15 protein-coding genes and 1 pseudogene are annotated in these 15682 nt (G+C 49.0%); 9 read left to right on the top strand and 7 right to left on the bottom strand.

Annotation, left to right across the window (positions count from 1 at the left end; genetic code table 11):
* Positions 1-84 precede the first annotated feature (84 nt).
* Entirely contained in the window at positions 85-2283 is a 2199-nt protein-coding gene (gene katG / locus HRE53_RS15730; RefSeq protein ID WP_235111141.1) for a catalase/peroxidase HPI, read from the bottom strand.
* Positions 2284-2692: 409 nt separating this feature from the next.
* Between katG and HRE53_RS15725 the strand changes: the two genes are divergently transcribed.
* Complete coding sequence (locus HRE53_RS15725; protein ID WP_235107130.1) at positions 2693-3115, top strand: Fur family transcriptional regulator; 423 nt, start codon at positions 2693-2695, stop codon at positions 3113-3115.
* A 102-nt stretch (positions 3116-3217) separates the two neighbouring features.
* Here HRE53_RS15725 and HRE53_RS15720 read toward each other — a convergent pair whose 3' ends face one another.
* Both HRE53_RS15720 and HRE53_RS15715 read right to left on the bottom strand, forming a co-directional pair.
* A complete protein-coding gene (locus HRE53_RS15720) occupies positions 3218-4054 on the bottom strand; it encodes a GNAT family N-acetyltransferase (RefSeq protein ID WP_235107129.1) in 837 nt (278 codons plus the stop codon).
* Between the two features lie 19 nt (positions 4055-4073).
* A pseudogene (locus HRE53_RS15715) lies at positions 4074-4518 on the bottom strand (NADAR family protein).
* A gap of 698 nt (positions 4519-5216) precedes the next feature.
* Between HRE53_RS15715 and HRE53_RS15710 the strand changes: the two are divergent.
* From HRE53_RS15710 to HRE53_RS15700, 3 genes are all read left to right on the top strand, one after another.
* Entirely contained in the window at positions 5217-5963 is a 747-nt protein-coding gene (locus HRE53_RS15710; RefSeq protein WP_235107128.1) for a diguanylate cyclase domain-containing protein, read from the top strand.
* A gap of 282 nt (positions 5964-6245) precedes the next feature.
* Positions 6246-6491 carry a VOC family protein gene (locus HRE53_RS15705; RefSeq protein WP_235111303.1) on the top strand — a complete coding sequence of 82 codons (246 nt, stop codon included), beginning with the start codon at positions 6246-6248 and terminating at the stop codon, positions 6489-6491.
* Positions 6427-6642, top strand: a complete 216-nt coding sequence (locus HRE53_RS15700) for a VOC family protein (protein ID WP_235107127.1) — start codon at positions 6427-6429, stop codon at positions 6640-6642. The genes HRE53_RS15705 and HRE53_RS15700 overlap by 65 nt, the downstream gene beginning before the upstream one ends.
* A gap of 41 nt (positions 6643-6683) precedes the next feature.
* Here HRE53_RS15700 and HRE53_RS15695 read toward each other — a convergent pair whose 3' ends face one another.
* Positions 6684-7502, bottom strand: a complete 819-nt coding sequence (locus tag HRE53_RS15695) for an E3 ubiquitin ligase family protein (protein ID WP_235107126.1) — start codon at positions 7500-7502, stop codon at positions 6684-6686.
* A gap of 217 nt (positions 7503-7719) precedes the next feature.
* Here HRE53_RS15695 and prfB point away from each other — a divergent pair.
* Together prfB and HRE53_RS15685 are read left to right on the top strand one after the other, a co-directional pair.
* Positions 7720-8830, top strand: a protein-coding gene (prfB, locus tag HRE53_RS15690; protein ID WP_235107125.1) for a peptide chain release factor 2 whose coding sequence is annotated in 2 segments (ribosomal slippage) — positions 7720-7791 and positions 7793-8830 — 1110 coding nt in all. Because the reading frame shifts where the segments join, the coding sequence is not laid out codon by codon here.
* Positions 8827-9486 (top strand): Fe2+-dependent dioxygenase, encoded by a 660-nt coding sequence (locus HRE53_RS15685; RefSeq protein WP_235107124.1) that lies wholly within the window; start codon positions 8827-8829, stop codon positions 9484-9486. The genes prfB and HRE53_RS15685 overlap by 4 nt, the downstream gene beginning before the upstream one ends.
* Positions 9487-9570: 84 nt before the next feature.
* On the opposite strand, the gene HRE53_RS15680 is transcribed toward HRE53_RS15685, so the two are convergent.
* On the bottom strand, positions 9571-9873 hold the full coding sequence (locus tag HRE53_RS15680; protein WP_235107123.1) for a hypothetical protein: 303 nt from the start codon (positions 9871-9873) through the stop codon (positions 9571-9573).
* 153 nt (positions 9874-10026) lie between these two features.
* Here HRE53_RS15680 and HRE53_RS15675 point away from each other — a divergent pair, with 153 nt between their 5' ends.
* Positions 10027-12357, top strand: a complete 2331-nt coding sequence (locus HRE53_RS15675) for an NB-ARC domain-containing protein (RefSeq protein ID WP_235107122.1) — start codon at positions 10027-10029, stop codon at positions 12355-12357.
* Here HRE53_RS15675 and HRE53_RS15670 read toward each other — a convergent pair.
* Together HRE53_RS15670 and cpdA are read right to left on the bottom strand one after the other, a co-directional pair.
* Complete coding sequence (locus HRE53_RS15670; protein ID WP_235107121.1) at positions 12354-12698, bottom strand: hypothetical protein; 345 nt, start codon at positions 12696-12698, stop codon at positions 12354-12356. The two genes, HRE53_RS15675 and HRE53_RS15670, sit on opposite strands and share 4 nt — an antisense overlap.
* A gap of 91 nt (positions 12699-12789) precedes the next feature.
* A complete protein-coding gene (gene cpdA, locus HRE53_RS15665; RefSeq protein ID WP_235107120.1) occupies positions 12790-13587 on the bottom strand; it encodes a 3',5'-cyclic-AMP phosphodiesterase in 798 nt (265 codons plus the stop codon).
* Positions 13588-14124: 537 nt separating this feature from the next.
* Between cpdA and HRE53_RS15660 the strand changes: the two genes are divergently transcribed.
* Both HRE53_RS15660 and HRE53_RS15655 read left to right on the top strand, forming a co-directional pair.
* Positions 14125-15048 carry a pyridoxamine 5'-phosphate oxidase family protein gene (locus HRE53_RS15660; RefSeq protein ID WP_235107119.1) on the top strand — a complete coding sequence of 308 codons (924 nt, stop codon included), beginning with the start codon at positions 14125-14127 and terminating at the stop codon, positions 15046-15048.
* 175 nt (positions 15049-15223) lie between these two features.
* Positions 15224-15670, top strand: a complete 447-nt coding sequence (locus HRE53_RS15655) for a DUF4347 domain-containing protein (protein ID WP_235107118.1) — start codon at positions 15224-15226, stop codon at positions 15668-15670.
* Positions 15671-15682: the final 12 nt, after the last annotated feature.

Raw genomic sequence — 15682 nt, 5'->3', positions numbered from 1 at the left:
AGAGCATCTATACATGTAGTAGCCCTGCAGGCCGGGAGAAATCTACAGGACTACCAAATCGAAATCGCGGTATTTAAGCCGAGACTAAGCTAGATCGAAGCGATCGAGATTCATCACCTTATCCCAGGCCGCCACAAAGTCATGGACAAATCGCTTCTGGGAGTCCGCACATCCATAGACTTCCGCCAGGGCACGGAGTTGGGAGTTGGAACCGAAGATTAGGTCTACACGAGTTCCCGTCCACTTGAGTGCACCGGTATTGCGATCGCATCCTTCAAACACCTCTTCAGCATCAGAGGCGGCTTTCCAAGTCACGCCCATATCCAGCAGGTTCAAGAAAAAGTCATTGGTGAGACTTTCAGGCCGTTGGGTAAAGACACCATGCTGAGCCTGGCCCACATTGGCATTCAACACCCGCAGACCACCGACGAGCACCGTCATTTCAGGGACCGTCAAGGCCAATAACTGGGCCTTATCCACCAACAGCTCTTCTGCAGAAACAGAATAGTGCCCTTTTAGGTAATTGCGAAAACCATCTGCTCTCGGCTCTAGGACAGCAAAGGAGTCAACATCTGTTTGGGCTTGGGTTGCATCCGTTCGTCCAGGCTTAAAGGGAACTTTGATATCGTACCAACCAGCATTTTTCGCGGCTTGCTCAACCCCCGCACAGCCCCCGAGAACGATCAGGTCTGCCAGGGAAATTCGCTTGCCGCCAACCTGCGAATGGTTAAAGGTGGTTTGGATAGCTTCCAAGGTCTGGAGCACCGTTGCCAATTGGGTGGGCTGGTTCGCTTCCCAATCTTTCTGGGGGGCTAGACGAATGCGAGCACCATTGGCCCCACCGCGCTTATCCGAGTCACGGTAAGTCGAAGCCGAGGCCCAGGCCGTTGACACCAATTGGGACACCGTGAGATGCGTCGCTAGGATCTGGCTCTTTAGGGTGGCGATATCCTGCTCATTAATCAGCTCATGATCGACGGCAGGAACGGGATCTTGCCAGATCAATTCCTCCTCAGGCACCTCCGGTCCCAGATAGCGCGAGCGAGGTCCCATATCTCGATGGGTCAACTTAAACCAAGCTCTAGCGAACGCATCCGCAAACTGGTTTGGGTTATCCAGAAATTGCCGAGAAATGGTTCCATAGCTGGAGTCCATGCGCATAGCCATATCGGCTGTGGTCATAATGGGCGCATGACGCTGGGATGGATCATGGGCGTCAGGCACTGTATTGGCCCCCGCCCCTCCCTGGGGAACCCACTGATTGGCACCAGCGGGACTTTTGGTCAGCTCCCACTCATAACCAAACAGGTTCTCGAAATAGTTGTTGTCCCACTGCACTGGATTGGTGGTCCAGGCCCCTTCAATACCGCTAGTAATCGTATGGACGCCTTTACCCGTACCGAAGCTATTCTTCCAGCCTAGGCATTGGTCTTCAATGTTGGCCCCCTCCGGTTCAGGCCCCACATGGGCATCATCTCCCGCACCGTGACATTTACCGAAGGTATGTCCCCCTGCAGTGAGGGCAACCGTCTCTTCATCATTCATGGCCATTCGCCCAAAGGTTTCGCGAATGTCTCGGCCTGAAGCCACCGGATCAGGATGGCCATTGGGGCCTTCGGGATTGACATAGATCAGGCCCATTTGCACCGCACCTAGGGGATTTTCCAGCTCACGGTCGCCGGTATAGCGCTGGTCCCCCAGCCATTCATGCTCAGCCCCCCAGTAAATGTCTTCTTCCGGCTCCCAAATATCTTCGCGCCCCCCTGCGAAACCGAAGGTTTTAAACCCCATCGACTCCAGAGCGCAGTTACCCGCCAGAATGATCAGGTCAGCCCAAGAGATTTTTGTGCCGTATTTCTGCTTAATCGGCCACAGCAACATGCGGGCTTTATCGAGGTTGGCATTGTCAGGCCAGCTATTGATGGGGGCAAATCGTTGGTTACCGGTCCCTGCACCCCCTCGGCCATCACTGATGCGGTATGTTCCAGCACTATGCCAAGACATGCGGATGAAGAGCGGTCCATAGTGACCATAGTCGGCGGGCCACCAGTCCTGAGAACTGTTCATCAGGTCGAAGATATCTTGCTTGACGGCCGCTAAGTCGAGACTCTTAAAGGCTTCAGCGTAGTTAAACCCTTTGCCCATGGGATTAGATTTGGGGGAATGCTGCCTCAGGATTTGTAGGTTTAACTGATTCGGCCACCAATCACGATTTGATGTGCCACTACCAGCGGTAAATTTTAAAGCTCCGCCTGAAAATGGGCACCCGGTTGCACTATTCATAGGGTCTCCTCTCATAGATTGCGATGTGGATTTTTGCATGGATTGCAGGTCTTGCAAACTAATAGCACCGTCCTCAGATGGATAGGTTTCACCAGTGCTGAGGGTCCCCCCTAGGGCTTGACTCATCACGGACTTGAGTCTTGAAAGCCGTATTAGCACGCGTTTAATACTAGCCATACTGACCTCTCTATTGGCTTGCAAATTTTTGCAGCAGTGTCGATCATTCTCCGAACTTATCTCAGAGTAATTCTTAATTAAGAAGAACACAATAAGAATAATTACTTAGTTATAAAAGTAGATTCTAAATATGGACGATTAGCGAATAGGAATGCTAGGTTTATTATTAAAGCCCCTGAGAACCAGATGTCCCGGGCTGTAGGGAGCTGGCCCATTGCTGGAGGAGGTATTGATGCAACAACAGGCAGATAAAATTATCCAAACCCTGAAGTCGAAAGGGGTAAGAGTAACCCCCCAGCGCTTTGCCGTCTATGCCGATTTACTAGCACGGTCTGACCATCCGACTGCAGAGCAAATTTCGAGCCATCTTAACCAAGATGTACCGACCTCGTCTCAGGCCACGATCTATAAAACACTTCAGGCCCTTAGAGATGTGGGACTAGTGCGGGAGGTCCTCTTGGAGGAAGGCGTCTGTCGTTATGATGCCAATATTGATCCCCACCACCATTTTCGATGCCAGTCCTGCGGTGAAGTTGAGGATATTGCCTGGGAACAGTTCCAAACACCCAATTTTCAGGGCTTACGCCCAGGGCTTCAGGTGAATCACTATGAGCTGACGGTGCATGGATATTGCGATCGCTGCCAATCTGCATAGAATCCAACATTGGTGACGAATCCCTTAGGCCCTAAAGCCGGATCCATTAACGGAAAAAATGACAGCAAGGCCAATCTCAATAAACTTCACCCCTATCAATCCTTAGGCAAACCGATAGTCATGCCAATCACAAACGGGTTTATAGCCAATGGTTTGATAGATATGGTTAGATGTGGGATTGGTGATATCGGTAAATAGGCAACAGCACTGAGCCCCTCGATCCAACAGCATCTGGCTCACTGCAGACACACAGGCTGTCGCATACCCCCGCTGCCGACATTCTGGAGGGGTATAGACGGGACCGATACGGCCGCCTCCGGGTTGAGACAGGCGTCCAGCCACCATCGAGACAATCTTGCGATCGCACCAAACATACAGATCCTGACGCTTGATCTGCAGGTCTAGAATGCGTTCAATATCCGCTTCCAGATCCCCAAAGGTCTCTAGAGAAAACGCCTCTGACCATTGCAGCAGCTGTTTGCGATCTCGCTTCGTCGCTATCCGCAAATAGCCCTGGACATCTGCTTGGGGGTGCACTTGGATCAACTGGTGAATCCGCAGGTGCATTTTTAAGGTGCTCGCTTGTCCAGTCACGGTTTGCCAGACATGAGCAAAGGCTTGAGCCTCCCTCACAAAGCTATTGACCCCGGATAAAGATGTCGAAGCCTGGTGGAAGTAGTCTGCCATCAGATCTAAAGCGCCTAAATCCTGGACCTTCGACAGCACAAAATTATAAGGGGGAGTTCGAGTACCCACGGCCTGAATCTCCCCCGCCGACTCAACGACCAGCAAATCAGGAGGAGTGGGGAAAGCGCCTGAGCCCCGAAGTAAAGCACTCTGAATACCAAGCAGCAGATTATGTTCTGCAGGATGATGCAAGAGGTGAGACTGGGTGCGATCGCAAAATGCTACAGCGTCTTCAAACAGAATTAATTTCATGGATGTTATCAACCTAGAGCTAGTTGCTATCGCCCAATTGCAATGTGTCTCGCACTTCCATCAAAATCTTCCCTAACTTATTTTGGCCAGTACCATCCTGTCCACTGCCCCAGTAATAATCTCCAGGGGCATTTTCCACTAAGTCTTGGTTTCCCGTAGATAACAAAACGGCTCGGATATCGGCATGGGTTTCAAATTTACAGAGCACCGCCTTACGCATAACATCATCTTTAACCTGTTCCCAGTCGTAGGGGCCGTGTGCGTTGTCGTCCTAGACGCGCCGCATCCTTCGGCAATTTCACCTGGCGTATCTGGTCGGCATGGGGAGTACCGACAAATTTTTGCGCTTGGAAATAATGTTCACTCGTAGGCCACCAAATACCATCCAACATCACCCCATGGGCTGAAAAGTTAGAAAAACAGCCATAGGGTTTTTCTCTATTTGAATAGAAGTAAATTGCCATCTTTTTCTACTTATTGAGTCTTCTATTTCCTGCGAACTCAGGCTAATGATTGAAATGGATGCGTCTTGAGCTGAAAATATTGAGAATTTTCTATATTAAAGGCATTTTATTAGCTTTATAGGTTGAGAGCCACCACAGCTATCCATGTAATAAATGCATATCTATGCAGTCTCTGGATCAGTGACCCAAATCTGATGAGCTAGCTATCTTTAACTAGTAATACCAGAAGGCCTCGAATAGCCATTAACCCTGAATATTAGGATTTTTCAGCCTATTCCTATCCTCTTGCTTAATTTTTGAGAATGATATGGGCATATTGGTAAATAACGAAGCTGAATTTCCAAAGATTAAGACAATCATAATTAATTGTAGTACAAAATACTTCAAGACGAAATCAAAGGGATTCAATCCTCCTAAGACCCGTGTTTTTTTACTAAAATGAACAAGATTCGCCATCAAAAACTTTTGTCACAGGAATTATCAAACTTCACTCATTGTTGCGCTAAGATAGATTTGCATTTTCAGTCATAATAGTGTGTTCCTAGCTTCAAAATAGCCATTGTCTATAGCTTTTGGACCGCTTAGAGTCGGTTCTTCCTCAATCTGTAAGTGCAAGTTGATATTGCAAACTGCAAGTCAACTGACGATATGACCTTAGGGGAGAGGGGTCATAGATACTAGGCTTTCCTTGCAAAAAGATGCCTGGTTATCCTTATATCCAGATGGTGAGGAAGTTGACGATTCAGCTTCGATCAGATTTACGGAGTACCAGTGTGTCTTTTCAACCTCCTTTTTATTCAGGTGATTTGTCAGAACCAGCAGATTCATTTGAACCCTTAAAAAAGCCCAAATCTTTGCAATTAAAAGCGTTTACCCTGAGATTTTGGCAGAGACTTCAGCCCACCGGTCTGTACCGGCAAATAAAACAGCGATGGACTCGCAAAAGTGCTGTACAAGTCTCACTTCGTTCTCATTTTGATACCCGCATAGATAGCGTTTGGCAGCGCTTGGAGCAAGAACGTCAACCTTTATCACTGTTTCTATGTGAAGTAGATGACTTTGATCGCTTGCACCGACAATATGGTGACTCAGCCTGCAACACCTATATTGGACAAGTGATTAAAGTCATTCAAGCCAATATTGAGCGTTCTACAGATATGTTGGCCCGCTACCATGGCGATACCTTTGCGGTCTTACTCCCCCAAACCTCTATTGATGAAGCAGCCTGTATCGCCAAGAAAATTCGACTCCGGGTCAAAGCTTTAAAAGAGAATCCGGCTTCTCCCATACCAGATCAAGCCATTACCTTAAGTTTGGGAATTGCGACGATTGTGCCAACTCCTAAATTATCCCCAGTCAATTTCATCGCTGCCGCTGAGCAATCCCTCCGCCAGGCCCAAAGAGCAGGTGGCAACCGCGTCATCCTCCAAGAAGGAGGCCGCTAGTAAGGCACCGTTCATAACTTCTACTTAAATTGGCTACTAGTCGGATTAATTGAACGGGTGGGTCCCATAAAAAGAAGACCTTGTCCATATGGCTTAACCATGATTGCTTGTACTTCCCCAGATGCTCTTCGGTTATCTCTGGGTCGCATTTGACGTTAGCTCTGCGAAGATATATACGACAACATTTGGGACACAGCTGAACTAAACAGATCTTAACTTGCTCCACCAATTAGTACATGTATACTACAAAATGTACTTCAACTTCCGTAGGAGCATTACAGTATGGCTAATCCTTGGGAACAACATGGTGCCTTTAGTTGGTGCGAGCTGATGACAACGGATACGGATGCAGCTAAGACCTTTTATGCTCAACTGTTTGGTTGGGAAATGCAGGACCAACCTATGCCCGAAATGATGTATACGGTGCTTAAGTCTGGCGGGGAAGAAGTGGGGGGGAGGACTGATGCCCATACCGAACGAAGCTGCTGGCTGTCCACCCACCTGGGGCATTTATGTCACTGTCGATGATGTGGATGCAACTGCCAAGACCACAACAGAACTTGGGGGGACGGTGATGAGACCTCCAACTGACATTCCAAATGTGGGTCGCTTTGCCATTATTCAAGATCCACAAGGCGCCATGCTATCGATTATTAGCTATTTCCCTAAACCCGCCTAACTTCAGTGCTGGAGAAACTGCTATCCGATCCATGCACCTCTCTAGGCGGAGAGCACCCCTAGGATTATGAGCAGTCCTCCCACAACCAGAGTAGAAATCATGCCATAGAAAGCATAGGTAACCGATGTTTGTGTAGTGTGGGCTAAGGCTTCCTCTGACTTCAGGGAAATAACAAATCGCTGTCCTTTAGTCGTTGGATTTTCTAGAACTAGGCTTTGATTGAAATCGCTGACCTGGGCCACCACAAACACTTGCCGCTGAACCGGTAATACAGACTCTTGATAGCGATAGCCAATGGTCTGGCGACCGGTCTCTACACTGCTGAGTGCCAGGGAAAAGCCTCCAAAAGAAAGCTGGCCCCCTGAAGGCTGTTCTGGACTAAATTCATCCAACACCCGCACCGTTTCAATTTGGGCTCCTTCAGGCTCTACCCAAATTTCACCGGTATCATCTTGCAAGAAAAACGGTACGGACTGGCGATTTTGAGAGAGTGTTTCAGATCCACGTTGGGTCTTGGTGACCTCATTGTCATCACTGTCTCGTTCAGTGACCTGTTCTTCATACTCCCGAACAACCGTCATTTGGTAATGCACACAAGGTGCTTGCTTCAGTTCAGATACGAGAGGCTGGTCACATTGGATCGTGCCCCTCAATTTGACATAATCTCGCCAACTACCCGAACCCATCTCTAGGGCAATCTCGCTAGCCAAATGATTTAGCTCAGCAACGCTAGCAGGTCGAGCTTGGCGCAGACTGGCTAGTTTGCGCTTGAGATTGGAGTAGACGAAAAACAGAATAATACTGATAACAATCAGAATGATGCCAATGATTTTCATGGAGACTTGAACTCCTGATGACAAGGCAATGCAATGGTTATGGCTATCATCAATTGAGACATAGGGCTGGCGCTCCTACAAAGAGACCGAAGCTTTAACCATCATGTCTTAAACGTACTGTGCTGCCAAGGTAGTGGAAGGATCCATCATGGATCAGCTGGGTCTCTGTAATGCCGAGCTTCCGGTTAATGTCGGGATGAATCCACTACAATCGTGAATGTATTTTGATTACAACTTGGCTATGGAAGTGTTAGAGCTAAAGCGAGAAGTCGAACAGTTATCTGAGCGCCTGGGTAAAACTCAGGAGTATCTTTGACCTGCCTGCCCTCAATGCTCAAATCAACGATCTTGAACAACTCGCGGCTCAGCCGGAGTTCTGGGATGAACAGGAGAAAGCCCAGAAGGTTTTGCAAGATCTCAATGATCTCAAAGCCCACCTGACCCAACTTCAAGACTGGCAAGGCACCCTAGAAGATGCCGAAGCTTTAGTCGAATTGCTGCAGCTCGAAGAAGACACGGCCCTTTTAAAAGAAGCTGAAGGGAATCTGCAGCAGCTCACGCAACAGCTCGATCAATGGGAATTGCAGCAGCTCCTATCGGGTCCCTATGACAAGGTGGGGGCTGTCCTGACGATCAATACTGGGGCCGGTGGGACGGATGCCCAAGATTGGGCTGAAATGCTGCTGCGCATGTATACCCGCTGGTCAGAACGTCAAGGCTATAAGGTGCGCCTGGCGGAACTCTCGGAAGGGGATGAAGCGGGTATTAAATCAGCAACCCTGGAAGTGGAAGGGCGCTATGCCTATGGCTACTTAAAAGCAGAGAAGGGCACTCACCGATTAGTCCGCATTTCTCCGTTTAATGCCAATGGCAAACGCCAAACCAGTTTTGCCGGGGTAGAAATAATGCCCCAACTCGATCATGAAGTGGAACTCGATATTCCCGATACCGATTTGGAAATTTCCACCTCTCGGTCTGGGGGCAAGGGAGGCCAAAACGTCAACAAAGTGGAAACGGCGGTGCGGATTGTTCATGTGCCAACGGGATTAGCGGTGCGCTGTACCCAAGAGCGATCGCAACTGCAAAACAAGGAAAAAGCGATGGCATTGCTGAAAGCCAAGCTGTTGGTAATTGCCCAAGAACAAAAGGCAAAAGAGATTGCCGATATTCGGGGCGATATAGTGGAAGCAGCCTGGGGCAACCAGATTCGTAACTATGTGTTTCATCCCTACCAAATGGTGAAGGACTTAAGAACCAACCAAGAAACCACTGCCATTGAGAATGTTATGGATGGTGCCCTGGATAACTTTATTGAGGCGTACTTGCGTCAGGAGAATCAAATCGCCTCATGATCTTGACGATTGACGAGGTGCTGACCGCCGAAGCATTAGCCGAAATAACGGATTTGCTGACAACGGCAGAATTCGTAGATGGTAAAACCACGGCGGGTTGGCATGCCAAATTGGTCAAAAATAATACCCAACTCGCGGGTAAAGCGGATTGCACCGTGGATCTGAAAGAGCGGGTGAAGTCAGCCCTCCTACGTCATCCCTTATTTAAGGTGGCGATCCAACCTCGGTCCCTGCATACCCTGCTGTTTAGTCGCTACCAAGAAGGCATGTCCTACGGGGACCATGTGGATAATGCCTTTATGGGCGGGGCTCGCTCCGATGTTTCTTTTACCCTTTTTCTCAATTCTCCCGATGACTATGAAGGGGGAGAACTTTGCGTGGAATTAGCCGATGGGGTTCACACCTATAAATTGGCAGCTGGATCTGCGATCGCATATCCTTCTTCCACCATTCACCGGGTCGAAACGGTCACCTCTGGGACCCGCTTAGTGGCAGTGGGATGGGTACAGAGTCTGGTTCGCAATGCCCAACAACGAGAGCTATTATTTGATTTGGATACGGCTCGACGCTCTCTGTTCGCCACCCACGGTAAAACCCCGGAATTTGACCTGATTTCTAAAAGCCATGCCAACCTACTTCGCCAATGGGCAGGGTAAATGGCGTGATTTTTTTGAAGTTCTAGCCTTTTTTACAAATATTAGAAAACTTATACCCCAGGTTATACAAGGCAAACGCTAGCATCATCGCGTTCTCAAACTTGAGGCTGGAATACTAATAAATAAGGAGATGTCTCCAGCCATTACTCTTTCGGTATCAATCACCAAGAGGGTTCGGCTGATTGCCATTCCCTTCATCCCCATGTTGTCGACTGCTTCTCCGCTTACGCCAACCAGCACGGAGAACTGGACCGAATATCTACTCAAGCTGGATCCTTGAGCAGTGTGGGCCACAGCCTCACCCGCATGCCCGGAATTAAGGCATGCGGGTGAATCCCAAGACAGGCAAAGCCAGTCGCTCGATTGATGTTGAGTCAAGATGTTCATACCTAACTGAATCTAAAGTCATTCCCTCGTTTTTTCACAGCAGATACCATTTCCCCACCGGTTTTTAGCCATAGTACCGGTGGGGTTTTTCCTATCTATCCCCGGTTAGGGCTGGGCTAGACTAGAGGTCAAGGAACAACCTTTTGCTCAAGCATGGATGCAGATCAGGCCCTGAGACAGATTGAACAGCTTGTGATTGCCCAAACGGGTGAAGGGCTGAGCGAATTACAGCAAACGATTCTGAAACAGGTTTGGCTGGGACAAAAATATTTCGACATCGCTGATACCTATGGCTGTACGGAAGGCCATGCCAAAGATGTGGGGTCAGATTTGTGGAAACTCTTGTCCCAGGTCATGGGCAAGAAAATCACGAAAAAGAATCTGCGCCATGTTTTGACAAACCATAGGAGTGAGGCTTCCTCTTCCCCTCCTATAGAGACTTATCGACCCGACTTCGTGGGGCGACATCAGGCGATCAGCCACCTCAACCACCTCAACCAGCAAGGGGCAACGGCCATTGCCATCCAAGGGGAAGGAGGGCTGGGTAAAACGACATTGGCCCAACAATATCTCCAGAGCCAGGGTTTTGAAATCGTCCTAGAGTTGTTGATGGCGAAAGAACCCGACACTATCACCTCAGCCCAGCGGGTGGTGGAAGAATGGTTAACGCGAGATTTACAAGAAGATCCAGGACTAGAATTTGGCATTAGTCTGGATCGCTTAAAACGCCATCTCCATCAGCGCCCCATTGGGGTTCTGGTGGATAATCTGGAGCCCGCTTTAGATCAGCAAGGCTTGCTCATTGCTGAGCATCGCCGGTATGTGGAGCTATTTCGAGTCCTCACGGACCCTCGCAATCTGGGACTGACTTTGGTTACGAGCCGCGATCGCATCTGTGAAGCCAGCCTCAACCTGCAGCATTATCGGCTCTCGGGCTTAGACAAAGAGGCTTGGCAGGAGTATTTCCAACTCCAGGAGCTAACCCTCGATCTGAAGCTACTGGAGAAAATGCATCGGGCCTATGGCGGCAACGCTAAGGCCATGACCCTGCTCTGCGGGTCGATCCGGTCCGACTTTGGTGGAGATGCGGCAGCCTTTTGGCAAGATCAACAGCAGGATTTACTGGTAGCGGCAGATTTACACAACCTCATCAATAACCAAATTGACCGTCTCCAAAACCTGGACCCCCAGGCCTATCGGTTATTTTGTCGGTTGGGCTGTTATCGGTATCAGACCCTAGCGACCCTCTCCAAAGCAGGCGTCCTGGCCTTGCTCTGGGAAGTACCAGAGACGAAACGGCGGGCCAGTCTGATGTCTCTACAAAACCGGTCTTTAGTGGAATGCCGTCAAGGTCGATATTGGCTGCATCCCGTCACCCGAGCCGCCGCTATTGGGCGGCTGCAATCTAGTCCTGACTGGCAACAAGCCCACTACCATGCCGCCCAATACTGGTCCGAAAGCGTCCACACCCTGACAACCACCCAAGAGGCCTTGCAGGCCCTAGAAGCTTTTTATCACTACAAAGCGATTCAAGACTATCCCCAGGCGGCAGCCGTTTTACTCCAGGTGCGCCAAAATCAATGGCAACAATATTTGTCCCTGGGCAGCAGCCTCTATCGGATGGGGTTGCACCAGTCCCTGCTGGGAGAGTTACCGTCATTGATGACGTATCTGCCCTGCGATCGCAGCTATTGCGAACTCCAAAATATTCTGGCGGACTACTATTGGAGCACGGGACAGATTCGCCAAGGGATAGCCCTGCAAAAGGACTCCCTCAGCCTGTCTACCCAGGCCCTGGCAGCACCAGACTTAGACCCTCGTCACCACCGTCATTTTCAAATTCAAGTCCTCGATTCTCGCTTAAGTTTAGGGTTGTACTACCTAGATTTATGGGAATTAGAGCAGTCCGCCCAATGCTTTCAGCAGGTGATCGAGCTAGCCACCCACACCGATCAGGATCGTTGGGTGCCGAAGGCCTCCATTTGTTTAGCCCTCGTGCTGACTCACCTCGGCAAGACAGATCAGGCTCAACAGCTAGCCACCCAAACCTGGGGAGAACGCCTACCAGAAACAGAGCAAGCCGCCCGACTGGCCTACTTTATGCAGCTACTCGGCCAAACCTATACCGCCCTTGAAGACCTGTCCTCAGCCCATGCCTTGTTTGACCAGGCCCTGACCGTGGCAGAAGCCAGCCATTATCCCCATATCCAAGCCCGAACCTTAACGGGACGGGCTGTAATTCACCGGCTTCAAGGTAAATTTACCCCTGCAGTGGCGGATCATGACCAAGCGATTTTGCTGCTCAAACCCCTCAATGCCACCTGTGACTTGGCAGAAGCTTATTTTCAGTTGGGGTTGACGTATCAGACCATGAATCAAATGGGCGATCGCGACCCAATGTTCCACCAAGCCACCCAGCTATTTACGACGATGGATGCGCCTTGCCAAATTCAACGGGTGTTGGCTTCCACCACTCAACCTTAACCCCGGTGGCGAATTCGCCGCTGCCGCCGACGGCGCTGGGCTGCGAAGGATGCCCATAGTAAGAGGAGTGAACAGCATAAGCCCGTCAACATCGGCACTGCCACTGCGGCGGTAAAACAGAGTTGATAGGCTCGTTCGGCCCATCCATTGGCTTGAAATGCCCGCCCAAAATAAGTTGTGAGATAGCCAAACGGAAGCAGGGCTAGCACAACCATCAAGGCCGCACCCACAAACCCCGACCTAGGTCCTTGGCGGCGAACCATCCGTCCCCCGAACCATGTCAAACCGATAAACAAGCCAGATAAAATCAGACCCGCTCCAAGCATGTACAGCGCTAGCATATAAGTTTATTTGAGCGGTTATAGACTCAGTATTCTTCCAATAAGCAGCATACTGAAGGACGGGTGTAGGAATGAAATTAACAACAAAACCTTAATATCCCTTGGCAGAAAAATCTAATGTTTGAGAAAACATAACGCGGTGAATTTCGGTTTCAAAGGAGCCATCACCCTGTAACTGAAAAAGTCTAAATCCTGGCTGTGCTTGATCTAGGGCAAAGGTTTTACTGTGAGGTGCAAATTGAATACAGGTCGATGGCGTGCTGAGGTAATGGATATTATGGCGCTGATGTTCAAACTGCTGATGAATATGACCAAATACCACAAGTTTGACGTGGGGATGTCTATCGAGGATGACAAATAAATCGCCAGAGTTTTGGAGACCAATTTGATCCAGCCAATCCGATTTAATTGAAAAAGGTGGATGATGAAGGGCAATCAGCGTGGGATGGGGATCGCACTGCTCTAGTTCTTGATTGAGCCAATTTAAACTCTCTACTGACAACTCTCCATAGACTTTCCCAGGAACGCTGGAGTCTAAGAGCAAAAAGTGCCAATTTCCCATTTGATAGGATTTGTGGGCCTGAAAAATAGGCTCCGTAAAGGTAGCCTTCATGGTGGGCAGATGGTCGTGATTCCCTGGCAGCCAGTAGGTCGGAATCTGCAAGGGGGCAATTAAGGCTTGGATCTGTTGATAGGCGACATGGGTTTCATCCTGTGCTAAATCTCCCGTCAGCAAGAGCTGATCCGGGAGTACAGGAAGTCGTTTTAATTTCTGTAAGACCGCTTCTAAAGAAGAAAAAGTATTCAACCCCAATAGATCACGATCGGGATTTGCAAATAAATGCAAGTCCGACAATTGAGCAATCAATAGAGGTGAAGTTTTTTCCATTCCGTTACTAGTAGTTAGAAGCCAAAAAAGATCCTTGCTAGCTATACCTAAAGGATAACTGATTAGATAGTGACAAATCAGCTAGATCGAAAAACTCCTGCCCCCATGATTGTTGCTTTCTCTTACTCATGAGCATGCCCAATCTTGATAGGATATTCCTCAGGTTATGTTCTCCAGCCTATCTAGGCATGAGCCCGATCGTAATGTTCTAATCCAGTGATTGGCGTGATATAAATCACAGCCCTCTAACCCTCTTCAGCACCAGCTTATATCCTTACCTCTTCTTTCCTTCCCCTAGAGTTTATTTACGTCTCATTTTGGTGCTATTTCAAAATGATATGAAAAATAGATATCTTGGGGACATTGCTTTAATTTTGACTATCAGGAATCAGAAAAGTCTGGCTAGCCTTAGACCATTGCCTTGGCTGACGGCTCCTGTTGATGATTCCTCTCATGCTGGAGGGAATTCACCAACCATCTGAACCGAATAGGTGGGGATGTCGGGTGCTATCCATATATCTCGTTCAGGAGCTGACTATGCCCTTTCATGAGGGAGAACTGGCCGTTCAAAAGCAAGCAGGGGTTGAGGCCGCCGCTCAACGAGTATCCGGTGCTCTCAAACAAGGATTTGAACCGGCATCAACTGAATTTTTGCAGCCTAGACCGTTTGCGATCGCAAGTTCGATTGACCCCAGTGGTAACCTATGGGCATCTCTGATCACAGGTCCACCCGGCTTTCTAACCGTGACCAGTGACCAGACTCTCAACGTGAATCCTATCTCCACAATGGATTCACAACTCATCCAAAATCTGCACACCAATCCCACTATGGGTCTACTGACCCTAGATTTAGCGGCTCGCCGTCGTCTACGGGTCAATGGCTACGCTCAACAAGTGAGTGAACAAGGAATACAACTTCAGGCCCAGCAAGTCTTTTTCAACTGCCCGAAATACATCCAAACCCGCTATTTGGTTTCTGCCCCCAGTAACAGGCCACCCTCTACCCCTGCAGCATCTACATCAAACCTATCCTCCGATCAACAAGATTGGATCGCCCATACAGATACGTTTTTTATTGCTACGGCCCACCCAGAGAAAGGAGCTGATATCTCCCATCGAGGAGGTTTACCAGGGGTCTTGCAGGTAGTGAATGCGAATCACCTCCTGTTCCCCGATTTCAAAGGCAATAATATGTTTCAGTCTTTCGGGAATATTGCTGTCAACCCTCAAGTCGGACTGCTGATCTTAGATTTTGAGCAAGGTCATACGCTGCAATTGACCGGCAAGGCGGAGCTGTTGTGGGACGACCCTCGTCAGCAGCCCTTCAATGGAGCCCAGTGCCTCGTCAGTTTCACGATTGAGCAGGTGAGGATGATTCGCCATGCCTGTTCTCTGCAATGGAAGTTTGGAGAATTTTCCCCTGTCATACCACCGCAACATTCCACACCGGAATTTCCCTGATCTCTCACAGATTTGCCTTATAAACTTTTTGAGGTATTTGGCAAAACTGGGAAAAACTGAGACAAAAGTGAGGCAATTTTTCCTGTCAGCCTCGGTATTCTAAAAATTGTGATATCTGCATTTAATACTGCACTCTCTCAGAATTAGCTATTTCTGCATTGACCGGGAACCAGCTATGTCTAGCGTTCAATCCCCCCCACCCAATTCTCCTCCTAGCGCTGATCTATCCCTAACTGCATCAACCCTAGTGATTATTGATGCTGCTGTTCAGAATTATCAATATTTGCTAGCCAGTCCCCTTCTAGGGATGGAAGTGCATGTGTTGAATAAACAAACCAATGGCATTGCTCAAATCAAATCCGTATTGAGTCAATCTCCAGATTGGGCCAGCCTACATTTGATTTGCAACGGAGAGTCAGGACGATTACAAATCGGCAGCACCTGCTTGGGTGAAGATAACCTTTGGGCATACGCCGATCAAGTTCGGCAATGGCGCTCCTATTTGACCAACACCACCGAAATTATGATTTACGGTTGTGAATTAACAACAGATCGAGCAGGGCAAGCTCTCGTCTCATGGTTGAGTTTACTAACCGGGGCACAGGTCAAAGCCCTATCTTGACCGCAACTATTG

Source organism: Acaryochloris sp. 'Moss Beach' (assembly GCF_021497025.1).
Classification (GTDB): domain Bacteria; phylum Cyanobacteriota; class Cyanobacteriia; order Thermosynechococcales; family Thermosynechococcaceae; genus Acaryochloris; species Acaryochloris marina_A.
The sequence above is the reverse complement of the archived record's forward strand: the minus strand, read 5'-3'. Positions and strand labels throughout refer to the sequence as shown.